The organism is Pueribacillus sp. YX66, from assembly GCF_041725775.1.
Taxonomy (GTDB): domain Bacteria; phylum Bacillota; class Bacilli; order Bacillales; family UBA6769; genus Pueribacillus.
In genome coordinates, this window is the sequence record NZ_JBEUEL010000019.1 from 33189 (window position 1) to 57030 (window position 23842).

Sequence of the window (23842 nt, forward strand, 5' to 3'; positions counted from 1 at the left end):
TGATTTTATTTTATCATATGTATTCATAAAAAAGAAGTTGGAACATCTTCATGAACGTTTAGTTGAAATCATAGCTTGATACTAAGAGAGTATCACCTTTCGTATGGAGGGTAAAATGGATAAAGTTATAGTAACAGGTGTATTACAGTTAAGCGGATTTCATCTTTGTGTTCGTTTACTAAATGAAGGAATAAACGTTGTTGGTATTGATACGTTAAACAAAAACAAAAAATATAAAGAAGAAATGCTGCTATCGATCGGGCGAAACGCGAACTTTGAGTATGTGGAATCATTAGATGATGTCAAAGACTTTTGCGGAGTCGATCTGTTTTTTCATTTATGTGGAGAGTTAATGAATGATTCTGAACTAAATAAAATCATTACCCTTTGCGATAAATATCAAATTCCAATCATTTACATTTCGAGTTTAGACGTTTACGGGAGAGGTGAATCATGTTGTTATGAGGATACAATGTTACGTCCCGTCACACCATTAGGTAAAAGGAAAAAACATGAAGAAATGATGTTGCTCTCTAATTCAGAAGAAAAGAAAAGGAAACTCGTTATCTTCCGAACACCTTACATTTATGGTCCATGGCAGCACCAAGGTCATTGTATGCATAAACTTATTTATATGCATGTGAAAAAGAACATAGGCTTAGATAAGCTTTTATCAAACGAAACGTTTGCGAATCAATACATGTACGTTGAAGATTTGATTGAAGCCATTATGCTAGTGATCAATCGTGGTTTTCAATGTGAAATTTTTAATTTGTCTGTAAATGAACAAATGTTTTCATCTATGAAAGCAAGAGAACACTTATCTTTTCAACCGAAAATTACGCTCCAAGAAGGGATAGAAAAACAGAAACAGCACATAATAAAGATGTTAAAAGTAGATCCTTTATTTTTTGAATATAAAGGGTAGAGCCACCGATTTCAAAGTGGCTCTTTTTTTCATTATTTTTTAAATAACGATAACAACGGTCCCATTTGTTTTACTAAAGGCCGAGCTTGATTTACGATACTCACAATTTGTCCGCCGTGGTTGATCATTTTTTCATAATCCCATTTTCCATCCTGTTTTCGAAATTGGTCAACAAATGATGGACGATTCGGCTGGCGTGGTTGCCCGTAAAAGTGAGGATGTTGATAAGGCGGAGGCGGACCTGGTGGTCGAAAACCGAACGGATCGTGTGGGGGAAAGACCAATGAAAAAACCTCCTTTGTAATACAATACATTCTTTTGCTTTTCATAGTATGCATTGTAATAAAACTTGCATCATTTGAAAGCCTATAAGTAATGAAAAAATTCAATTTGAAAAGTATTGTTGTCAAAATTTGTGCTTCAAACCATATTAGTCCAAAATACCCTACTTATGTGTTACAATACAAGGTGGTATAAGGTTTTAAAAAATTATTTTATTAGTAATAAATAGTTGAGAAATTTTATGTAAGTGGTATAACTGATATGGGTGTAATAATGTTATTAAAATAAAAAGTTGTTGGAGGTATCTATCAAAATGCCGATGAAGAGCACGGCAAATCATCGTTCACCATGGCAAAATTTTTCAGGACCGAATCTCGGTTACATTTATGACATGTACGAACAATACGTTATCGATCCCAATTCTGTTGATCCAGAATTAAAAGCACTTTTTGAAGAGTGGGGGCCTCCTCCACAGGAACAAGATGATAGTGGAAGTATTGTGACAGAGTCTGTTACTCAAGTTTCACAAACTGAACAAGATATTTCAACTAAGCATCAATGGGATATGACAAATAAAGCTGTAGAAGCTGGCAGACTTGTACGTAATATTCGTACATTTGGACACTTGGCTGCTAACATCGATCCGATTGAGGGATCACCAGATAAAGAACCAGATTTACTTCAGCTTAAAGAGTATAATTTGACAGAAGAAGATTTAAAAACAGTACCAGCTGAAATGGTATGGAAAGATGCTCATGACGATATTCATACTGCTTTAGATGCTGTGAGACGGTTGCGTGAAATATACACAAAATCATTAGGATTTGAGTTTGATCACGTTCATGATATTGAAGAGAGAAGATGGTTATTAAGTAAGGTGGAATCGGGTGACTTATTTAAACCGCTTTCATCTAGTAAAAAAGTTGACTTACTTGAAAGGATTACACAAGTAGAAAGCTTTGAACACTTTCTACAGAAAACGTTCGTAGGTCAAAAACGTTTCTCGATTGAAGGTGTCGATGCTCTCGTTCCTATGCTTGATGAATTAGTTGTACAAACAGTTATTTCAGGTACACGTAACGTCATGATCGGCATGGCTCACCGCGGAAGATTAAACGTACTTGCCCATGTTCTAGGTAAGCCATATCAAACGATTTTTTCAGAATTTCACCGTTCCCCTAATAAAGAGCTAGTTCCATCCGAAGGCTCAATGGGAATTAACTATGGATGGACTGGAGATGTAAAATATCACTTAGGTGCAAATCGCTCGTTAACAAAAGGAAAGACAGTTGCAAAAGTATTGTTAGCGAATAATCCGAGTCATTTAGAATTCGTTAACCCTGTTGTTGCTGGTTCTACGAGAGCTGCACAAGAAGTGCGAACAGAAGCTGGCTACCCTGTACAAGATGTGAAAAAAGCGTTGGCTGTTTTTGTACACGGAGATGCCGCGTTCCCTGGAGAAGGTGTCGTTGCTGAAACATTAAATTTAAGTCAATTAGAAGGTTATAAAACGGGTGGATCCATTCACATCATTGCGAATAACCGGATCGGATTTACGACGGAAAGCTTCGACTCACGCTCAACTTTGTATGCGAGTGACTTAGCGAAAGGCTTCGAAATACCGATTGTTCATGTTAATGCAGATGATATTGAAGCGTGTATTGCTGCAGTTCGACTAGCGAGTGAATATCGTGAACGTTTCAATAAAGACTTTTTGATTGATTTAATTGGTTACCGTCGACTAGGACATAATGAAATGGATGATCCAGTAGTAACGCAACCGCTTATGTATCAGAAAGTGCATAATCACCCTACATTACGTGAAATCGTTGCAAAACAGTTAGAAGAAGAACAAGTCGTTACTCCTGAACAATCGAAGGAAATTCTTGAAAAATGTGAGAGAAACTTAGCAAAAGCTTATGAAAAAATGAAAGCTGAGTTGATGTCGGCGATTTCTCATGACCAAGAAACAAATCCGATGTATGGAATTGAAACAGGAATCCCAATCGAACAATTGAAGGAGATTAATGAAAGTTTATTACAGTATCCTGAAGATTTTAATGTTTATCCAAAATTAAATCGAATTTTAAAACGCCGTAAAAATATGCTTGATGATGGGAAAGTTGATTGGGCATTAGCCGAAACGTTAGCTTTTGCAACGATTTTAGCTGATGGTACGCCAATCCGAATGACAGGACAAGATTCAGAACGTGGAACGTTTGCGCATCGTCACCTCGTCTTACACGATCCGAAGACAGGTAAAAAACATATACCATTACATGCGTTACCGCAAGCAAAAGCGTCGTTTGCGGTTCATAATAGCCCTTTAACAGAAACTGCTGTGTTAGGATTCGAATATGGGTATGACGTATATGCAACGGAAACACTTGTCATATGGGAAGCACAATTCGGTGATTTTGCTAACGTTGCCCAAGTTATTATTGATCAATTTATTGCTGCTGGGAGAGCCAAATGGGGCGAAAAGTCGGAGTTAATTATGCTTCTACCACATGGATATGAAGGGCAAGGACCTGAACATTCAAGTGCAAGACTTGAAAGATTTTTACAATCAGCTGCCGAGCACAATTGGACCGTAGTAAATTTAACAACAGCAGCTCAATACTTTCACTTGCTTCGTTTACAGGCAGCAAGAATTTCTCATGAAGCTTGGAGACCACTTATCGTTATGGCTCCAAAAAGTTTATTGCGTAATCCGCGTGTTGCTTCAGAAGTTCACTTGTTTTCGGAAGGGAAATTTACTCCAATTTTAGAACAACGTGGGTTAGGTGAAAATCCAAAGAAAATAGAACGATTAATTTTCTGCAGTGGAAAAGTTGCAGTTGATTTAGAGGCTGAATTAGAATCTCATGAAGATGCGAAAGAATGGATTCATATTGTGCGAGTCGAGCAACTGTATCCATTTCCAAAAGAAGAAATTCAAGAAGTAATGAGTCGATATGAGCAATTAAGAGAAATTGTTTGGGTACAAGAAGAACCAAAAAATATGGGTTCTTGGATGTATATTGAACCAAAACTTAGAGAAATAGCTCCAAATGGAATTCCTATTCAATACATTGGACGTCCAGAGCGTTCGAGTCCATCTGAAGGCTCGTCAGAAATACACAACATCGAGCAAAATCGTATTTTAACAGAATCATTAACAATGAAAAAAGCGAAAATCCGAACCGGTGAAGGGAGTAAGTAATCGTGATTAATGTTGTTGTACCTGAATTAGCAGAATCAATTTCAGAAGGAACGATAGCAGAATGGCTAAAAAAACCAGGTGAAAAGGTTGAGCAAGGTGAACCGATTGCCGTCCTAGAAACAGATAAAGTCAATATCGAAGTAAATGCCGATTCTTCAGGAGTTATTCACGAGTTATTAAAAGAAGAAGGCGATAATGTACTTGTCGGTGAAACGATTGCAACTTTAAATCCAGCAGGTGAAGCAGTTGAGAGCCCTACTCCTGAAACTGAAGAGCCTGTGGCTCCTGTTGCACAGGAGCCACCTGTTCAAACGAGTGAACCTCCAGCTGAACATAAAGCTGAGCCAGTCATGACAGAAGAACATACTCCAGGACAACGACCTGTTGATGGTCCAATCGCATCTCCTGCTGCTAGGAAGCAAGCGCGTGAAAAAGGGATTGATTTAAGCAACGTACAAAGCCGTGATCCGTTAGGTCGCGTACGTGTTGAAGACGTAAAAGTACAATCAAAACCACATGTTCAACCCGCTCAAAATCTAACAGAGACTGCTAAACATGCTTCTGCTCCAGCAACGACAGAGGACGGTCGGCCAGTTGAACGTATAAGGATGTCTCGTCGTCGTCAAACGATTGCAAAACGTTTAGTCGAAGTTCAACATACTGCCGCAATGCTAACAACATTTAATGAAGTAGATATGTCAGCTGTAATGGAACTACGTAACCGCAGGAAAGAACAGTTTTTACAACAACATGATGTGAAGCTAGGGTTTATGTCTTTCTTTACAAAAGCTGTCGTCGGTGCATTGCGTGCATTCCCACGAATTAACGCTGAAATTCAAGGCGACGAAATGGTTCTTAAAAAATATTACGACATTGGAGTCGCAGTTTCTGCCGAAGAAGGGTTAGTTGTACCAGTCGTACGTGATGCTGATAAGCTTACGTTTGCTGAGATTGAACGTTCAATTGCGGAACTAGCTGAAAAGGCACGTACGAATAAATTATCATTAAATGATTTACAAGGTGGAACGTTCACCATTACGAACGGAGGAATTTTCGGCTCACTAGCGTCAACACCGATACTGAATGGTTCTCAAGTTGGAATTTTAGGGATGCATTCGATTCAAAATCGCCCAGTGGCAGTTGGCGATAAAGTAGAGATTCGTCCAATGATGTACATTGCATTGTCCTATGACCACCGAATTGTTGACGGTCGAGAAGCAGTTAGTTTTCTTGTGAAAGTAAAAGAAATGATTGAAGATCCTGAAACATTACTACTTGAAGGTTAAATCATTGAAAAAGGAGGCGGAAGTCATCGCCTCTTTTTTTTATGCAATTTAAATAAAAAAGATTCGCGATAAATGATTGTCAAATGAGTTAAAATCACTTAGAATTAGTACCAGATCATAATATTTGATATTAAAAAAGAAGATGAATAGTAAAGGAGATTCACTATGAATGCAGGAATTTTAGGCTTAGGAAAATATTTACCTGAACGTGTGTTAACGAATGCAGAGCTTGAGAAAATGGTAGATACGTCTGACGAATGGATCCGAACGAGAACGGGAATTGAAGAAAGACGCATAGCTTCTGATGATATTCAAAGTTCCCATATGGCAACTATGGCTGCAGAAGAAGCTATTCGCGATGCTGGTCTAACAGCGAATGATATTGATATGATTTTAGTGGCAACCATTACTCCAGATTACGGATTTCCTTCTGTAGCTTCGATGGTGCAACATAATATTGGTGCGAGACATATTCCAGCAATGGACGTAAGCGCTGCTTGTGCGGGTTTTATTTATGGAGCAGTTACTGCAAAACAGTTCGTTGAAAGTGGAGTTTGCAAACATGTACTCGTTATCGGTGTTGAAAAATTATCAAAAATAACAGACTACACAGATCGAAATACATGTGTTTTATTTGGTGATGCAGCAGGCGCTGCTGTTATAGGTCCAGTTAGTGACGGGAAAGGGATTTTATCATTTGAATTAGGTACGGACGGAAGCGGGCTTAAACATTTATTTCAAGATGGTGACTATATTTATATGAACGGCCGTGAAGTGTTTAAGTTTGCTGTTCGTCAAATGGGAGAATCTTCATTAAATGTTATTGAAAAAGCAAATTTGCAAAAAGAAGATGTTGATTATTTTATCCCACATCAAGCAAATATGAGAATTATGGAATCTGCGAGACAGCGATTAGGTGTCCCAGTTGAAAAAATGGCTTATACTGTTAATAAATACGGTAATACATCATCTTCTACTATACCTATTGCGTTATATGAAGCAGTGAAAGAAGGAAAAATTAATGACGATGACGTAATTGTTATGGTAGGCTTTGGTGGTGGATTGTCTTGGGGAGCGTTGACTCTTCGATGGGGAAAATAGGATCAGTTTCACAAAGGAGAGATACGAAATGAAAAACAATCGAGTCGTTATAACAGGAATAGGTGCAGTTACTCCATTGGGGCTTAATGCAGAAACAACATGGGAACAAGCGATAAAAGGAGTATCTGGAATTGGGAAATTATCACGATTGGATCCCGAAGATTTCCCTGTAAAAGTAGTTGGAGAAGTTAAAGATTTTGATCCAACCGAATATGTCGAGCGTAAAGAAGCGCGAAAAATGGATCGTTTTACACAATATGCAGTTGCATCGGCAATGATGGCAGTCAAAGACGCTAATTTAGAGATTACTGAAGAAATCGCTCCAAGAGTTGGGGTTTGGATCGGTTCTGGCATCGGTGGCATGGAAACATATGAACAGCAGTTTAAAACGTTTTTGGAAAAAGGACATCGCCGTGTGAGCCCATTTTTTGTTCCGATGTTGATTCCTGATATGGCTTCTGGGCAAGTATCCATTTTGTTAGGAGCAAAAGGAATTAACTCGTGTACAGTAACGGCTTGTGCAACGGGTACAAACTCAATTGGGGACGCTTTTAAAGTCATTCAGCGTGGTGATGCAGATGTTATGATTACAGGAGGAGCGGAGGCACCGATAACATCGATGGCATTAGCTGGATTTAGTTCAGCAAAAGCGTTATCACCAAATTCAGATCCTGAAACTGCGTGTCGTCCTTTCGATGCAGATCGTGACGGATTTATCATGGGTGAAGGTGCTGGTGTTATCATTTTAGAATCATTAGAATCAGCACAAAAACGAGGTGCGAAAATTTACGCTGAAATCGTTGGATATGGCGCAACAGGTGATGCTTACCATATTACGGCGCCTGCTCCGGAGGGAGAAGGTGGAGTAAGAGCGATGAAAATGGCATTGAACGATGCGAATATGCAACCAGAAGACATTGATTATATTAACGCACACGGCACAAGTACGGAATATAATGATAAATTTGAAACAACAGCGATCAAAAATGTGTTCGGTGATCACGCTTATAACTTAGCTGTAAGCTCAACAAAATCAATGACAGGGCACCTTCTCGGTGCAGCAGGTGCTGTTGAAGCGATTTTTTCTATTAAAGCGATTGAAGATGGCATTATTCCTCCTACGATAAATTATAAAACACCTGATCCTGATTGTGATTTAGATTATGTCCCGAATGAATCACGAAGACAAAAAGTAAATGCTGTGTTATCGAACTCGCTCGGGTTTGGGGGACATAATGCTACACTTATTTTTAAAGCGTTTAACGCATAATATGATGAAAAACAGCTGTTTGCGATAAAGCGAACAGCTGTTAATTAACTTGTGTTCCTTCTTCCAATTCCCATAACTTTTCAAAGAAAGAATGTCCTTTTATTAACTTTTCACAAAGAGCGTAATGTTTTTTAGTCCATCCCTTTTCAATTTCTTGATATAAATAGGTCCATGCTTCATCAAAATCCATCAATTGGTATTGAATGTATTGAGCAGGTTTCCATTCTGTTAGCCAATATCGCACTTCTGCGACATTTCCAGTCGATTTTAAATGATCTAGAGCCATAAATAGCAGTTGCTTTAACTGTCTTTCTTTTCGTGTTAAGCCGACCATGCTGGCAGGGCTAGGGGAAAGGATGTGATATTCTTTCTGTTCATGATATGTAAGTGGGTATCGTTTTGTTTTCATGTTTTTCGCTAATTCAATGACAGCCTTTTCTTGTCTTGGGATTAAGCGGCTTTTTCGAATTGGAATTTTATAACCGAGTGTGTTTACGGCTATAACAATTTCTCCATCTGTTGCTATAAAACAATACTCAATTTGTATTCGTTTTGCATTGTTCCTTACGTAAGCTTTTTTATACACTTCCTCTAACAATTTTTCAGGTAAATCGAGAAGTTCATTTTCAATATATAACAATGCCTTAGTTTCAAGCTTTATAACTGGCATTTGGTCAATCACTTCAATGAAATCATCTTTTCTCCATTCATGAAATGAACTTACGTTATACCCGTTTTCTTCACCTTCAAACCAATTCACCCAAACATCGTTTAAAAATTGCATGTAAATCCCTCATTTCAAAACTGTTTGTATGAATGTAGAAATTTATGTAAAAACAGTATAGTCATGAGGAAGTTGTTTTATTCGTGTCTTTACACCTCATCTTTTAAAAGGGAAGTATAGACTGCATGTAATTAGAAAGATACCAAATATAAAAATATAAGGATCAGGTTGGTGAAAAATAAATTTAAAATAGGTGTGTATTCCGTGTCCAGTTGTAATAATATTTAAATATGCGATTAGTGTTACACCTGAAATAACAGCAAAACCAAAACCGATCATGAGTAAAAAAAAGCGAAAGATCATAACTTGTCCCTTTTCTTTGCACTGGTTGTTGTGACCATTTTTTGGAATACCCCTTATTAACCTAGCTGTTTATTACTCGATTATATGGGACAACTTTAACAAATATTCCTTTGGAATAAAAAAGAACTGGATGTTAATTTCCAGTTCTGTTGTTATGAACGGTGTAGTCCCATCGCTTTTTCTACTTTTTTGAGCATACTATTAGCTACTTCGTTCGCTTTTTCAGCTCCATCATCTAAAATTTTATCCAGTTCTGTTGATTCGATGAGATTATAGTATCGCTCTTGAATCGGTTTTAAACTAGAAACGACAACTTCAGCGAGGTCATCTTTAAAGGCACCATAGCCTGTCCCGTCATATTTTCGTTCGAGCTCTTCAATTGATTGATTAGTAAAGAGGGAATAAATCGATAATAAATTTGATACACCCGGTTTGTTTTTTGGATCGTAAGCAATTTTATTTTCTGAATCCGTTTGTGCGCTTTTAATTTTTTTTGTTATTTGCTTTTCAGTATCAAGCATACTAATAAATCCTTTTTGATTTTCATCTGATTTGCTCATTTTTTTCAATGGATTTTGTAAAGACATAATCCGAGCTCCGACTTTTGGAATCATCGCTTCTGGAATCGTGAAAACGTCATGGAATCGTTTATTGAAACGTTCAGCTAAATCTCGAGTCAACTCAATATGTTGCTTTTGATCCTCACCGACAGGAACGTAATCCGCAGCGTAAAGCAGAATGTCTGCCGCCATTAACGGGGGATATGTAAGTAAGCCAGCAGATACAGCTTCTTTCCCTTCCGATTTGTCTTTAAACTGTGTCATTCGTTCAAGTTCACCGATATATGCGATACACTGCATAATCCATCCTAATTGAGTATGCGCTGGAACTTCGGATTGAACGAATAATGTAGACCGAGCAGGATCAATTCCAGACGCTAAATATAAAGCTGCCAAGCTTCGCGTATTTTCTTTTAAAGTCTTTTTTTCTTGCGGTACAGTAATGGCGTGTTGGTTAACAATGCAAAAGAAACAATTGTAATCGGACTGTAATGATACAAAGTGCTTCATCGCACCAAGATAATTTCCAATCGTTAAAACTCCACTTGGTTGAATTCCTGAGAAAACCGTCTTCATTTTTATCACTCAATTCCTACAGTTTTTATGTCGATAATCAAAGAAAGTATACAAAGGAATTTCAATTTAATCAACTGCTATGGTGTAGAGTTTCCAGTTTTTTGAACGGAATGAGCTTGTTTATGAATAACATATGAATAGGAATTAAAGTTTTAGAAAATTACGGAATAAATAACTTTGATATCGTTGGATATGCTATACTAATAATAAGAAATTCCGGGACAAAAGGGAAAGTTTGAAAGGAGGTTTTCCATCATGAAATCAAGAGAAAAAAAACAGAGAAAAAGACGCTCTTTTTTAAAAGAGCTAATCCGTAAAAATTTAAAAAAATGGAATCCGCAATCAAACAAGTCTCCTGCATCGTAATTTGTCTTTTCTGAATATGGTCAAGCTAAGAACGGCATGAAAGCTTGACCATTCCTTTTACATAAGCAAGGCTTCTTCGTTAATTGTTCAACAAAAGTCAAATTTTGGTTGGTTACATGAACTCTTAAAAAGTAAACACCAATGTTGCACGAAAATAATGGATTGTGTTTTATGATAATCTTCTAACTCGGGTAATGTACGACTAATGAACGAATTTAAGATTCTTTTTTCACATCAACTAGAAAACAGATGAGAAATATTGTATAATGAAAGATGGGAAACTAGGAATAAGATAGAATATTTCTTATTGAAAGGAGTGCAACAATTGGTAACTTTATACACGTCCCCGAGTTGCACATCATGTCGAAAAGCTAAGCTGTGGCTTGAGGAAAATAATATCGATTACGTAGAGCGTAATATTGTATCAGAAGCTCCAACGTTAGAGGAAATTAAAGAAATTTTACGTATGACTGAAGATGGAACGGATGAAATCATTTCAACTCGTTCGAAAACTTTTCAACAACTTAATGTTAATTTAGATCAAATAAAACTTCAAGACTTATATGAACTTATTCAAACACATCCTGGTCTATTGCGTCGACCCATTATTATTGATGAAAAGCGTTTGCAAGTAGGCTATAATGAAGATGAAATTCGTCGGTTTTTACCAAGAAAAGTTCGGAATTACCAATTGCGTGAAGCGCAACGTCTTGTAAATTAATACTTACGTTTAAATTAAACCGCTCTGTTGAGATTCTCTTCAGAGCCATTTTTATTAAGTCAAAAAATTCCGCGCGCTTTTCATTTCCAAATGGCTCTGTTTTATCATAAAATATAGGTAATAACGTTTAATGAAAGTTAAGGAGTTGTTGAAGTCAAACTCAAACTCGGAGTTTCATTCCCTTCCGAGTGAAATAGAGTAGAAGGGAGAGAAGAAAAATGGAAATAGAAAGAGTAAACGATTACACTGTAAAATTTTTTATCTCTTATCGGGATATTGAAGATAGAGGGTTCAATCGTGAGGAAATCTGGTATGACCGCGAAAGAGGCGAGGAATTGTTTTGGGAGATGATGGACGAAGCATCTAACGAAGGAGATTTTGAATTAGAAGGTCCGCTTTGGATTCAAGTCCAAGCGTTTGAGAAAGGACTGGAAATCATTGTTACGAAAGCAAAGTTATCTCAAGATGGTTCTAAGCTTGAGCTACCGATTGTAGAAGAGGAAGATGCTGAAATTACGATTGAATATCAATCAGAACGACAAGCAAATACAGAGTCTAATGAAGAGGTCGGAAAAAAGCATCCATTGTTTTTACTCAAAGAAAATAGTTTTTTAGTTAAATTTAATGATTTTGAAGATGCAATCCGTCTTGCACATTCAATAAATGCTCACGATCTGTATTCTGATTTATATGTGTACGATGATTTATATTATATATATATTGATTTTAACGTAAACAGTTCCATTGATTCAGATGACTGGAAAGAAGAGATTAAATGTCACATTCTTGAATATGGGGACAAATCAAAATTAACCATTCATCGATTACAAGAGTATGGGAAACGTTTAATGAAAAATAATGCATTTCAACAATTGAAAGAATATTTTAAAACATAAACGACCGCACTCTTTTTATAAGGGGCGGTTTTTTTTACCATGACTTTTTATTTTTTGTTTGATAAAGTAATACTAGGTTGTTTCAACGATAAAGGGGAAGGGTAAATGAAGAATCGCTTACAAATATTTCTTCTCATTGCACTTATTATCCTCATTTCGATAATATATAGAAACTTATTAGGACATTGGATTCCTGAAGTTATTAATTTAATTATGTCACTCGTTGCATTGTTCATTGCAATTTTAATTTTTTTCGAAAACAGGCATCCGTCTAGTACGATAACGTGGTTGATCGTTCTAATTTTATTTCCTCTCTTAGGTTTTATTTTATATTTTTTAATCGGTCGGAACTATCGTAAAAAACGAATGTTTAAACAAAAAGCTATTCAAGATGAACAAACCTTTTCTGAAATGCACGGTTCGAAAATTTTAAATGAAAAAATGTTTTCAAAAATGGGAGATGATGACCAACTTCTTTTTAGACTTGCGCATAAATTAGGGAAGACGCCAATTTCTTTTCAAAGCAAAAGTGAAGTGTTGACAGATGGGGAACAAACCTTTGGGAAAATCATTGAGTGCTTGAAGAAAGCCGAACAATACATACATCTAGAATATTATATTGTTAGAGATGATCAAATTGGAACAGAAATTAAAAACATTTTAATTGACAAAGTAAAAGCTGGAGTAGAAGTACGCTTTTTATATGATGCAGTTGGAAGTTGGCAATTATCATCTAAGTATATTGAAGATCTAAAGGATGCAGGTGTCCAAATGGTTCCGTTTTTCCCAGTTGTTTTTCCTTTCTTTAATAATAAAATTAACTTCCGCAATCATCGAAAAATTGTTGTCATTGATGGAAAGTATGGGTTCATTGGCGGATTAAATATTGGCGATGAATATTTAGGGAAAGATAATTATTTTGGCTATTGGCGTGACACTCATCTATTTGTACGGGGAGAAATTGTTCGAAGTCTACAGTTTATTTTTATTCAAGATTGGTTTTACATGACGAACGAGAAGCTTTTATCGGAGAAATATATATCCGTAGAAATGCTTGATACACTGAATACGAGTGGAATCCAAATGGTAGCGGGTGGACCCGATCACGAATGGGAAGTAATTAAAAGTTTATTTTTCTCAATGATTGTGTCTGCGCGGAAATCCATCTGGATTGCATCACCTTATTTTATACCAGATGATGATATATTAAGTGCACTTAAAATCGCATCATTAGCGGGACTAGATGTTCGATTACTTGTTCCATCGAGTCCTGATAAAAAAATTGTATTTTATGCATCCCGATCTTATTTTCCAGAACTGATGGAAGCGGGTGTGCGTATTTTCGAATATGAGAAAGGATTTTTACATAGTAAAGTTGTGATTGTCGATGGAGAACTCGCCTCGATTGGCACGTCTAACATGGATATGCGTAGTTTTCATTTAAACTTTGAAGTGAATGCATTTTTATACCGTACGGAAAGTACTGAACAATTAGTAACAGACTTTATTAATGACATTAAAGTTTCGACTGAGCTAAACGCAGAAACTTTTAAAAACCGTTCGCTTATTGAACGGGTGATTGAATCGACATCACGATTACTATCCCCGCTACTATAATAAAAAAGCAAGCGGGGATTTCCCTCATCTAGCTAATTTTCTTGGAGGCCCTAATTTTTTTACAGGTGTTCTTACATCCACAATATCGCGACTCTCTTGTTTCTTCATAAGCTGATGGTATTTTCGGATCATGTCGTCAAACTGTCGTTCCGTTATTTGTCCCGTAGCATGAAGTGAACACGCATACATATAGGCAAGTGACACCATATCAATGTGAACGTTTACGTCAACATCCGAATTTCCGCTACCATGAATGGTTGAAAGTAATTCGTTATCCATTATTATCCACCTTTAAAAGAGGGGAATAAATGTTACATTTATTCCCCAAGAGTATTTATTCAATTTGCTTATCTACACTTTCTTCTTCGTCTTCTTCTTCTATTATCTTTCTTGTCATCATCGTCATCGTTGTCTTCGAATTCAGCTTCAAGTTCGGAATCAACTTTCACTTTTACGCAGCTATTACCACTTTTAACTACTTTTGCAATATTGATATTTTTATCTGTCTCGAAAGTGTCAAAATCATCATGGTCATCCCAATGATGACCTTTTGAATAGTAGACTTCTCGATTACTCACAAAAAACAACTCCTTTTCTTTTGATACTACTACGTTATGTAAAATCATTGAATTCGTTTGGACAAAACTTCTCGGTGATTTGTGGATTTTACTTAAAACACAATGAAAAAAAGGCTGCTACTCTTGTTCGCAGCCTTTTGCGTACCCTATTCTCTTAGTTTGATAGGTGTACGTTTAAATAAATTTAAGGAGTAGCTACAGAGGATAGACCAGCAATGGAGCGGCAATCAACAACAAATGTTTCTGTTGTTGCTGCAGCTGATGTGTACGTAAAGCGAGCACAGCAGTTATGAGGATCGAAGCTTACGAACGTAAAAATAGTACCTAAACCAGCACCTGTCATATCTAGTGGTGCACTATCACCTTTTAAAACGATTAAAAAGGTTTGGTTCGTAAATGTATTGCATTTTTCGATCCCCATAAGTTGATCGCATACGCATCCTTTGCATGGTGAATGTTGTTTTTTCTTTTTCTCATGACCACAATCGCAACCGTCTTGAAATAAGCTGCTCATGTTACGTCCTCCTTTTTTTCAGGTACCTGATATACGTTTGATCAGGTTGCTATACTATACGCAAATACGATGTATTGGACTAAACTGGAACCCATATTCCTATAAATTAGACTTCTATACACATAGGTACTCACACTTTTTCACAAGAAATAGTTTGTTGGTCCAAGTCAAATTATTATTTACACATAGAAATAATTAGAGATAGAAATTACTTTTCAAAAAGGAGGAATTAAATGAATCTAATGTTTGGCAATGAGTCATTACGTACATTATTGTCGCGTTTGCTGAGAAGCGGAACCTTAATAAATGAAGTCGTGCTACAAGATTCAGATCTGACGTTAATGGGAGTGACAGTTCAATCTGTCCAAGGTCAGTATGTAACTTTTACTGATCAAGCTTCTCCCGGAATTGGTCAAATGCATGTCGCTATAGATAAAATTGTCGCAATTGAAGTTTAATGTAATGAATTATGATCGGACTTCATGTATGAAGAGATACATGAAGTCTAATTTTTAACGAAAATTTCTTGTAGGAGAGAGTGTGATGAAAAAAGTAACGCTATTGTTTATTACGAAAGATCGCAGTCAACAGCTAGAACGTAGCTCTCATTATTTAATTGAAGAGTTAAAAAAAAAGTGAATGTACTCATTTGGAGTAATCACGGGAGACTATCGGAAATTTTAAAACAATTACCGATGAAACCAGATTTTATTTTATTAAATGATTTTCACCCGAGTTATTGTCCTTTTATAAAAGATATAAAACATGTCGACATTCCTGTTGGTTGCATCATGCATGACATGCATTATAAAACGGAAAAACGCCGAAAGTTTATTAAAGAGGAGAACATCGACTATTTATTTCCACATTATCGTGATGCCTTTTTACGTTGGTTCCCAGAATATAAGAAACGAATGCAATGGTTTCCACATCACGTTCCAACTCATCTATTTAAAGATTATCAGTTAGATAAAACGATAAATTTTCTATTTATAGGGGCAGCTGTACCTCATATTTACCCACTTCGAACAAAGATGATTCAAAAACTGAGGAAGCAAAAAGGATTTGTCATGCATAGCCACCCTGGTTATCGGAAAACGACTTTTAGTTCGAAGCGGAATATAGTCGCTGAAAGATATGCTCAAGAAATCAACCGAGCAAAAATGTTGTTCACAAGTCATTCGAACTATCAATATCCCGTATTAAAATATTTCGAAACGGCTGCTTGTAACACGTTATTAATGGCAAATGGTTCACAAGAATTAATCGATTTAGGTTTTATCGATGGGAAAACGTATGTAGAAGTCGATGAAAAGAATGTATTAGAAAAAGCACATTATTATTTAGAAAATGAAGAAGAACGACGAAACATTTCGTCACGCGCATACAACATGGTAAGAGAGCGCCATTCGACAGCGAAACGAGCTTCTGAGTTCGTTGATTTTATTAAAGGGCTTTAACTTTTTAGTTGGAAGGGGACCTACTATGAAAATGATGACAGTTCTTGGCACAAGACCTGAAATTATTCGTCTAAGTTTAGTTATAAAAAAGCTTGACAAGTTAGCTGATAAGCATGTTCTCGTGCACACGGGTCAAAATTTCATTCCATCGCTAAACGATATTTTTTTTCAACAACTTACTTTGCGAGACCCCGACTATGTCTTAATGAATTCAAAGCAATCATTGGGCGGTCAGCTATCTGTCATGTTTTCAGAGTTAGAAAAAATTTTGTTAAAAGAACGACCAGATAAACTGCTAGTTTTAGGTGATACGAACAGCGGATTAAGTGCAATTTTAGCGGAAAGAATGGGTATACCCGTGTTTCATATGGAAGCCGGTAATCGATGTTTTGATCTGACTGTTCCAGAAGAAGTAAATCGAAAATTAATTGATACAATCTCTTCAATTAATCTACCTTATACGCCGAATAGTAAAGAGAACCTAATTCGTGAAGGAATAAGTAATGAGCGGATTTATATCACTGGTAATCCTATTTTTGAAGTGTTAAACCATTATTCTGAAGAAATAAATCGAAGTGACATTTTAAATAAATTTAATTTAAATAGTCAAGATTATATGCTTGTCACTATACATCGGACGGAAAATGTTGACAATGAACAAACTCTTAAAAATATTTTTCAAGGATTAAACGATATCGCTAATGAGTATGGAAAACGAATGATTTGTAGTTTACATCCTCGTACTGCCTCTAAATTAAATGAACAAACAAGACAATCTCTATCTCCACTAATAGAATTTCATGAACCATTTAGTTTTTTTGACTTTGTCCATCTTGAAAAACATGCAAAACTCGTATTAACAGATAGCGGTACTGTTCAAGAAGAATGTTGCATTTATCAAGTGCCAACAGTAACAGTTCGTAAAACAACGGAACGTCCAGAAACAATTGAATGTGGCAGCAACATGCTGTCAGGTATACAACGAGAACAAATTTCCCAAGCCGCTCATGTCATGTTAGAACAGAAAAATGGCTGGGTTTGTCCAGAAGGTTATTTAGATCCGCATGTATCCAATAAAGTTGTAAACATCTTACTGGGAGGAATCGGTGTTGTTTAAAAACAAAGTCATTCTCATTACTGGCGGGACAGGATCTTGGGGATACGAATTGGTGAATCAATTGCTTGATGAGTATCCGAAAGAAATTCGGATTTTCTCGAGAAATGAAAATAACCAGGTTGAAATGAAAAGGGCATTTCAATTTGATCCACGGCTTCGATTTATTATCGGCGATATTAAAGATGAAAGAGCAGTTAGTCAATCATTCATAGATGTAGATTATGTTTTTCATTTAGCTGCACTAAAGCACGTAACTGTTTGCGAAGAACAACCTTATGAAGCATTAAAGACGAACATAATCGGAACGGAAAACGTCATTCATGCTGCGATAGAAAATAAGGTTAAAAAAGTGATTTACATTTCAACCGATAAAGCTGCAAATCCAACAAATTTTTATGGATTTACGAAGTCAATTGGTGAAAAGTTGGCGATTCATGCAAATCTATTAAGCTCGCATACGAAGTTCGTCTGTATCCGAGCAGGAAACGTATTAGGCTCGAATGGAAGTGTCATTCATATTTTTAAAAAACAAATAAAAGATAAAGAAAAAATTACAATTACGCATCATGACATGACTAGGTTTTTTTTAACATTAGAAGACGCCATATCCCTTTTATTTAAGGCAGCACGAGAAAGTCAAGGCGGAGAAGTTTTTGTCATGAAAATGCCTTCATGCCGAATTAAAGATTTAGCGATTGTGCTAGGAAAAGCATATGGAAAGGATAAAAATATTGAATTTGAAGAACTAGGTGTACGTCCTGGAGAAAAACTCCATGAAATTCTTTTTTCGGAGCATGAATCGTTAAACACTGTTGTCTACGATTCAAATTATTATGTGATTTTACCTTCAATTGAAATTAATGGCTTGAAAGATTGTTATCGTGATTGCCGACCAGTAGAACTAAAAAGTTACGTATCGAGTGATCATTTGATGACACACGATGAAATTCAACAAATGTTGGAGAAAGGAAAGTTCATATCATGAGGGTTTTTATATTTGGCAGTCGAGGAATGGCGGGGCATATCATTAAGGATTATTTCAGGAAAGAAACTGATTATGACATCTTTTCGAGCTCGAGAGAAAACGAGCAGAAAAAAAATCATTATAAAGTAGATGTTCTTAACACCGAAAAGGTAAATCGCGTATTAGATGAAGTGCAGCCAAATATTATCATTAATTGCATTGGTATTTTAAATGACAATGCTGAACAACATCCAAAAACCGCTTATAAAGTAAATGGAGTCTTTCCTCATCGACTTGCACAATGGGCCAACGAAAACGATGCGAAAGTGATCCAAATGAGTACGGACTGTGTTTTCAAAGGAGACAAAGGAAACTATGTTGAAACGGATCAACCTGATGGCATTACAAGCTATGCATTGAGTAAAAGATTAGGTGAACTGATCGATACTCAGCATATTACGATTCGCACCTCTATCATTGGCCCAGAAATAAAACGTAACGGTATTGGTTTATTTCACTGGTTTATGAAGCAAAAAGGGATCGTTAATGGTTTTAAAAATGTACGCTGGAACGGAATTACAACATTACAATTAGCAAAAGTTATTCACGCGATGATTATTGAAAATGGTTCAGGACTTTATCATATTACTGCTCCAAATCCAATCACGAAATATAACCTCCTCAAAATGATCCAATCTATTTTTCACAAAAATGATGTTGTGATCTTACCAGTTAACACCCCTGTATTAGATCGTACGTTGAAAACGATTCGAAAAGATATTCACTATCAAATTCCAAACTATGAAACGATGTTAATGGAATTGAAAGAGTGGATGAACAGTCATGAAAACTAACACGATCTTAATTACTGGCGGTGATGGGTTTACGGGTCAACATGCTTCAAAGTACTTTAAAAGTCAAGGTTATAACGTTATTACGACTACGAAAAAAAATAAAAATAAAGATACGTTTAAAATCAATTTAAATGAACGAGAAAAAGTTAGTGACATGATTGAGAAGTTGAAGCCTCAGTATATTTTACATTTAGCGGGACAAAATGATGTTCAAAAATCGTGGAGTGATCCGCTTGAGACATTAGAAGCGAACGTTGTCGGAACGATGAATATAATTGAAGCGGTTAGAAAAGTTAATCCTCAAGCAAAAATGGTAATCGTCGGTTCAATACTAGAAAATTACTCATCACATCCATATGGGTTAAGTAAAGCGTTACAAGCATTAATTGCCGCAAAATGGGTCGATTTTTATAATCTAAATATTACGATTGCAAAACCAGTAAACTTAATTGGTCCAGGTTTTTCAAATGGAGTTTGTGCGATGTTTGCAAAAAAAATTGCATGTTTGGAGGCTAAAAATAAGACAGGAAAGTTAATAATTTTGAACCAAAAAATTAAAAGAGATTTTTTAGATGTACGTGATGCAATTCGAAGTTATGAAACGTTGCTTTTAAAAGGCGAAAGAGGAGAAACATATGACATTGGTACGGGTAGGATGGTTTCAATTATGGACATCGCCACGATTTATAAACAGTTGACAGACTATTCTTTTGAGATAGAGGTTAAAAACGAACCTGTACAATTAAACGTACCTGAAGTTAATCCCAATCCATTGAGATCTTTAGGCTGGCATCCACTCTATGCTTTACATCAATCGTTATCCGATTGCTTAAATTTTTATCGTAAGAACACCACTTGTGGAGGTGATGAAACTGGATAAGGTAACAATTATTATTCCAGTCTATAATTGTGAATACGTTGATCAAGCAATTGAGAGTGCATTAAAGCAAACGTATTCAAATATTGAAATTATTGTCGTTAACGATGGCTCCACGCAATATATTGAGAAAATCGAACGTTATAAAGATAAACTTAAAATATTACACAAAGAAAACGGTGGAACTGCCTCAGCGCTGAATACGGGCATTGAACATTCTTCAGGTGATTATATCGCATGGTTAAGTGCGGATGATCTTTTTTATCCCGATAAAACAGAAAATCAACTGCAATTTATGAAAGAGAAAAACTGTAGCATTAGCTATGGAGGTTTCGTTCATATTAATGACTCAGGACAAATCACATCCGATATGCTCGGTGTTGCTTTTTCAAATCGACTATCATTTTTAAAAGCAATGAAACATTTTTGTCCTGTCAATGGCTGTACAGTCATGTTAAAAAAAGAAGTGTTTGAAAAGTGTGGATTATTTAATGAAGCCTTTCCATTGGCTCATGATTATGAAATGTGGCTTCGTGCAGTCCAATATTATGATTTTCATCTTTTTAACAATCTGTTAGTGAAATATCGAGTTCATAAAGAGATGGGAACGATTAAATATGAAGATGACGTACTATTGGAGTTAAAACAATTAAGAAGTAAATATCGAAGTATTCTTAATCGATTGATTACTGAAGAAAAAAATAAAAATTTATAAACATAAGATATGAACATCCGTTCATTTCTTAAGGGTTGAAAATAAAATAACTGTTTATGGAAAACTAGTATATTATGCTCTTCGTAAGTAGAAATGGGAAAGTGAGTTGCAATTGTGTTCGAGCGCGTTCTAAATTTTGATGTAGACTCACGTATTACTTTATAAAAATATAGCATTCGTTCCTTAGATTAAATCTGTTTTCTGAATATTGACCGTTACAATTGGCTACCCATTTTCAGCTTTGCACCGAATAATGAAAGCGCTCGAACTTAAGGAACTTTAGGCTTAAGAGTTAAAAATTTTATAGTTGAAGTAAGCGATGACACATTTCAATTAACAACGGGTATTTTTTCGTTTTCTGTAATAGATTCATTTCTTGTTTAAATTGTGAAAAGCGGGTTTCATCTGCACCTAAGTTAGACACGCTAACTATATTTTGAATGGATTGATCTTTTGCATTAACGTAACCTAAAGCTAACAATAGTTGCTTAACTCCATGTTTAAAAGTATAAAAGGATTCGTTAAAATCTTGTTCTAGCTGTTTGTATTCAGAAACGATCGAATTTAATTTCGTATATTTGCTTTCATGACCAGCGACTAAAAGAGCAATGATTAAAGCAGAAAAATCGGATTGATACATGTCAAAAAAGAGATATGCATTTTTCTTTGCATCCGTTTGGACTGACGGATGAATAGGATGTTCTTGATGAAATGTGATGATGTTTTTATGATGCCTAAACGTAGCTCCCACTTGATAAAGGCGATACCCTAACTCTGTATCTTCCCAACCGTATCCTTTAAATCTTTCCTCCTCAAAAACACCAGTTTTTTGTAGTAAATGTCGTGAGACCGAACAATTGCCAGTATAAAAAGACATCCAAGGCATATGAAAATTACGGAAATTAGTGCCGAAAGGCGCTAACAGTTGTTTTTCATAATAAAGTTCGTGTGGCTTTATAAATGACAGTTGCTTGTACTTTTCGATTTTAATGTCTTCATAACTGATGATTGGTGTTTTCACATTGGAGGATGTGATTCGCTGAATGGTTTCAGCGGAAAAGTTTGCTTTTTGCATAAGTTGTATACATTGTTTTTTTTGTTCTTCTGAAAAGGAAGGGTTAAATACAGTATAAACTCCTTTTTGATTCAGGACGGCACTAACGACCACATTTGAATTTTGCTGGCGAGCGTTCAAATGTTCCTGAATAAAATGCTTCGGAACGAGCGTTTCCGCATCTAGGAATATGATCGTATCGCCTATCGCATAGTTTAGAGCAATGTTGCGACTATGAGGTCGATTCGTATTGTTTTTTAATCGGACATACTTCATTGTAAAAGGATAATTCATTGGATCAATGAAGGTAGCAGTGGCATCAGTTGAACCGTCATCTACGAAAATGACTTCTACTTTTGATAAATCGTAGTTTTGGTTTGCTAGTGATTGAAGAGTAAATGTATTTTCAGGATATTTATTATAAGAAGGAATGATGATACTAACGTTAATGTTTGTCTTTTTAAACTGTAAAAACAGTGGTTGTTGTGGACAATTGTAATGAAAATACAAGCCATTTTCTTGTCCGCCTAGCTGCTGATTCGAAAAGCTTCGTATTTGTTCAACTGTCCTGGCATGATTCCATATACGAATATCTTTTATCTCTCCGCTAAAAAAACCATACGGATGAAGACCACCGATGATGATAGAAGGATGAACATATTTTTGCTTGCTTCGTTTCCCTTTTTTGACAAGAGTTCCATTAACAAATAGGTAAGGTATTTTCTGTTGATATACAATCGCTACGTGTATCTCATTTGTTAAGTTAGCTTTAAGAACGAGGACAGCTGGTAAATGATTTACACTATGTTCATAGATGGAGATTCCATTCGTACCGATAGATACACCAATTCCTGCTCGACTTGGATCAGACGTTCCACCAGGACCGATCGCGTATTTTTTTCCTGAAATTCCGGATGTGCCATGTAAAGATTCTTCATCAATTTGATGTTTAGCCATCGGTTTAATGATTATTTCATACGTGAAATTGTTATAAATTTCATGAACAAACGGACAAATGATTAATGATTCATTACCTGAAAAATAAAATTGTTCGTTGTTCAATAGTAACTCTCCTTTTTCTTATATTTATATATTAAAAGGCACAAAATAAGTGTTTTATCTAACACACGGGATTTCCAAATACATACAATAAAGTAACAGTGTTGAAAGGGATGTGTTTAATGAATGCAGAAGAGTTGATTTATTTTATTCATATACCAAAGACAGGTGGTTCGACTATGACCAACATCATCCGAGATCATTTTTTACCTAGCGAAAAGCTTGCGTATTTTCATAATGAAGACGACATTCAGCAAAAATTAAAACAAGTAAATCTAAATGAAATTAAAATTATTTATGGCCATTATTTGTTTGGAATTCATGAACATATCGAGAGACCATTTTCATATTTTACTTTATTACGCCATCCAGTCGAGCGTGTCATTTCTCTTTATTACTATTTAAAAAGTATAGAAGGGGAACCGTACGAAGTGTATAGAAAAATGACTTTGGATGAGTTCATTGAACAAAAAATTGAAGAAAATATACAAACTAGTTATCTTTCTGGGAATTTGAGCAATCCGAAATTAACGAAGGCCATGCGAAATTTGCGAACTTACTTTGAAGTCGTCGGTACAACTGAGCAATTTGATGAAACGTTGTATTTGCTAGGAAAACGTTATGGATGGACAAAGTTGTGTTACGAACGTGTTAACGTAACGAAATCTCGTCCCCGTATGTATTTCGCAAGTGAAAAGTGATCCACTTCGCAATTTAATTTTGATCCACTTGATTGGTTTCAAAATTGATCCATT

At 35.8% G+C, this 23842-nt stretch carries 24 protein-coding genes; 16 read left to right on the forward strand and 8 right to left on the reverse strand.

What is annotated here, in order from left to right:
* Positions 1-115: 115 nt before the first annotated feature.
* Positions 116-928 (forward strand): NAD-dependent epimerase/dehydratase family protein, encoded by an 813-nt coding sequence (locus ABU914_RS09675; RefSeq protein ID WP_379669527.1) that lies wholly within the window; start codon positions 116-118, stop codon positions 926-928.
* A 32-nt stretch (positions 929-960) separates the two neighbouring features.
* Here ABU914_RS09675 and ABU914_RS09680 read toward each other — a convergent pair whose 3' ends face one another.
* The gene (locus tag ABU914_RS09680) at positions 961-1212 is read right to left on the reverse strand and encodes a YppG family protein (RefSeq protein WP_379669528.1); all 252 of its coding nucleotides are present in this window, start codon (positions 1210-1212) and stop codon (positions 961-963) included.
* 311 nt (positions 1213-1523) lie between these two features.
* Here ABU914_RS09680 and ABU914_RS09685 point away from each other — a divergent pair, with 311 nt between their 5' ends.
* From ABU914_RS09685 to fabF, 4 genes are all read left to right on the forward strand, one after another.
* Positions 1524-4415 carry a 2-oxoglutarate dehydrogenase E1 component gene (locus tag ABU914_RS09685; RefSeq protein ID WP_379669529.1) on the forward strand — a complete coding sequence of 964 codons (2892 nt, stop codon included), beginning with the start codon at positions 1524-1526 and terminating at the stop codon, positions 4413-4415.
* Between the two features lie 2 nt (positions 4416-4417).
* Positions 4418-5701 carry a 2-oxoglutarate dehydrogenase complex dihydrolipoyllysine-residue succinyltransferase gene (gene odhB / locus ABU914_RS09690; RefSeq protein ID WP_379669530.1) on the forward strand — a complete coding sequence of 428 codons (1284 nt, stop codon included), beginning with the start codon at positions 4418-4420 and terminating at the stop codon, positions 5699-5701.
* A gap of 165 nt (positions 5702-5866) precedes the next feature.
* Positions 5867-6802 carry a beta-ketoacyl-ACP synthase III gene (locus ABU914_RS09695; RefSeq protein WP_379669531.1) on the forward strand — a complete coding sequence of 312 codons (936 nt, stop codon included), beginning with the start codon at positions 5867-5869 and terminating at the stop codon, positions 6800-6802.
* Between the two features lie 28 nt (positions 6803-6830).
* Complete coding sequence (gene fabF / locus ABU914_RS09700; protein WP_379669532.1) at positions 6831-8072, forward strand: beta-ketoacyl-ACP synthase II; 1242 nt, start codon at positions 6831-6833, stop codon at positions 8070-8072.
* Between the two features lie 40 nt (positions 8073-8112).
* On the opposite strand, the gene ABU914_RS09705 is transcribed toward fabF, so the two are convergent.
* The 3 genes from ABU914_RS09705 to trpS all read right to left on the reverse strand — a co-directional run bounded on the left by ABU914_RS09705 (position 8113) and on the right by trpS (position 10295).
* Positions 8113-8856, reverse strand: a complete 744-nt coding sequence (locus tag ABU914_RS09705) for a DUF3603 family protein (protein WP_379669533.1) — start codon at positions 8854-8856, stop codon at positions 8113-8115.
* A 96-nt stretch (positions 8857-8952) separates the two neighbouring features.
* Positions 8953-9159: a YuzI family membrane protein gene (locus tag ABU914_RS15500; protein WP_483880149.1), complete on the reverse strand. Its 207-nt coding sequence runs from the start codon at positions 9157-9159 to the stop codon at positions 8953-8955.
* A gap of 152 nt (positions 9160-9311) precedes the next feature.
* The gene (gene trpS, locus ABU914_RS09710) at positions 9312-10295 is read right to left on the reverse strand and encodes a tryptophan--tRNA ligase (protein ID WP_379669534.1); all 984 of its coding nucleotides are present in this window, start codon (positions 10293-10295) and stop codon (positions 9312-9314) included.
* Between the two features lie 691 nt (positions 10296-10986).
* On the opposite strand from trpS, the gene spxA reads away from it, so the two are divergent.
* From spxA to cls, 3 genes are all read left to right on the forward strand, one after another.
* A complete protein-coding gene (spxA, locus tag ABU914_RS09715; RefSeq protein ID WP_379669535.1) occupies positions 10987-11382 on the forward strand; it encodes a transcriptional regulator SpxA in 396 nt (131 codons plus the stop codon).
* Between the two features lie 218 nt (positions 11383-11600).
* Complete coding sequence (gene mecA / locus ABU914_RS09720) at positions 11601-12278, forward strand: adaptor protein MecA (RefSeq protein ID WP_379669536.1); 678 nt, start codon at positions 11601-11603, stop codon at positions 12276-12278.
* A gap of 105 nt (positions 12279-12383) precedes the next feature.
* Complete coding sequence (gene cls, locus ABU914_RS09725; RefSeq protein ID WP_379669537.1) at positions 12384-13895, forward strand: cardiolipin synthase; 1512 nt, start codon at positions 12384-12386, stop codon at positions 13893-13895.
* Positions 13896-13919: 24 nt separating this feature from the next.
* Here the strand turns inward: cls and ABU914_RS09730 are convergent, their stop codons facing one another.
* The 3 genes from ABU914_RS09730 to ABU914_RS09740 all read right to left on the reverse strand — a co-directional run bounded on the left by ABU914_RS09730 (position 13920) and on the right by ABU914_RS09740 (position 14987).
* Entirely contained in the window at positions 13920-14174 is a 255-nt protein-coding gene (locus ABU914_RS09730) for a hypothetical protein (protein ID WP_379669538.1), read from the reverse strand.
* Positions 14175-14242: 68 nt separating this feature from the next.
* On the reverse strand, positions 14243-14473 hold the full coding sequence (locus tag ABU914_RS09735; protein WP_379669539.1) for a hypothetical protein: 231 nt from the start codon (positions 14471-14473) through the stop codon (positions 14243-14245).
* A 184-nt stretch (positions 14474-14657) separates the two neighbouring features.
* Positions 14658-14987, reverse strand: coding sequence for a hypothetical protein (locus ABU914_RS09740; protein ID WP_379669540.1), 330 nt, complete (start codon positions 14985-14987; stop codon positions 14658-14660).
* A gap of 233 nt (positions 14988-15220) precedes the next feature.
* Here ABU914_RS09740 and ABU914_RS09745 point away from each other — a divergent pair, with 233 nt between their 5' ends.
* From ABU914_RS09745 to ABU914_RS09775, 7 genes are all read left to right on the forward strand, one after another.
* Positions 15221-15445: a hypothetical protein gene (locus ABU914_RS09745; protein ID WP_379669541.1), complete on the forward strand. Its 225-nt coding sequence runs from the start codon at positions 15221-15223 to the stop codon at positions 15443-15445.
* Between the two features lie 177 nt (positions 15446-15622).
* On the forward strand, positions 15623-16447 hold the full coding sequence (locus ABU914_RS09750) for a glycosyltransferase family protein (protein WP_379669542.1): 825 nt from the start codon (positions 15623-15625) through the stop codon (positions 16445-16447).
* 25 nt (positions 16448-16472) lie between these two features.
* The gene (gene wecB, locus ABU914_RS09755) at positions 16473-17564 is read left to right on the forward strand and encodes a non-hydrolyzing UDP-N-acetylglucosamine 2-epimerase (protein WP_379669543.1); all 1092 of its coding nucleotides are present in this window, start codon (positions 16473-16475) and stop codon (positions 17562-17564) included.
* Positions 17557-18549, forward strand: a complete 993-nt coding sequence (locus ABU914_RS09760) for a polysaccharide biosynthesis protein (protein WP_379669544.1) — start codon at positions 17557-17559, stop codon at positions 18547-18549. Before wecB ends, ABU914_RS09760 begins: the two co-directional genes overlap by 8 nt.
* Positions 18546-19382 (forward strand): dTDP-4-dehydrorhamnose reductase family protein, encoded by an 837-nt coding sequence (locus ABU914_RS09765; protein WP_379669545.1) that lies wholly within the window; start codon positions 18546-18548, stop codon positions 19380-19382. The genes ABU914_RS09760 and ABU914_RS09765 overlap by 4 nt, the downstream gene beginning before the upstream one ends.
* Entirely contained in the window at positions 19372-20262 is an 891-nt protein-coding gene (locus tag ABU914_RS09770; protein WP_379669546.1) for an NAD-dependent epimerase/dehydratase family protein, read from the forward strand. The genes ABU914_RS09765 and ABU914_RS09770 overlap by 11 nt, the downstream gene beginning before the upstream one ends.
* Positions 20249-20974, forward strand: a complete 726-nt coding sequence (locus ABU914_RS09775) for a glycosyltransferase (protein ID WP_379669547.1) — start codon at positions 20249-20251, stop codon at positions 20972-20974. Before ABU914_RS09770 ends, ABU914_RS09775 begins: the two co-directional genes overlap by 14 nt.
* Before the next feature lie 301 nt (positions 20975-21275).
* Here ABU914_RS09775 and ABU914_RS09780 read toward each other — a convergent pair whose 3' ends face one another.
* Entirely contained in the window at positions 21276-23090 is a 1815-nt protein-coding gene (locus ABU914_RS09780; protein ID WP_379669548.1) for a glycosyltransferase, read from the reverse strand.
* Between the two features lie 119 nt (positions 23091-23209).
* Between ABU914_RS09780 and ABU914_RS09785 the strand changes: the two genes are divergently transcribed.
* Positions 23210-23788 (forward strand): sulfotransferase family 2 domain-containing protein, encoded by a 579-nt coding sequence (locus ABU914_RS09785; protein ID WP_379669549.1) that lies wholly within the window; start codon positions 23210-23212, stop codon positions 23786-23788.
* Positions 23789-23842 lie beyond the last annotated feature (54 nt).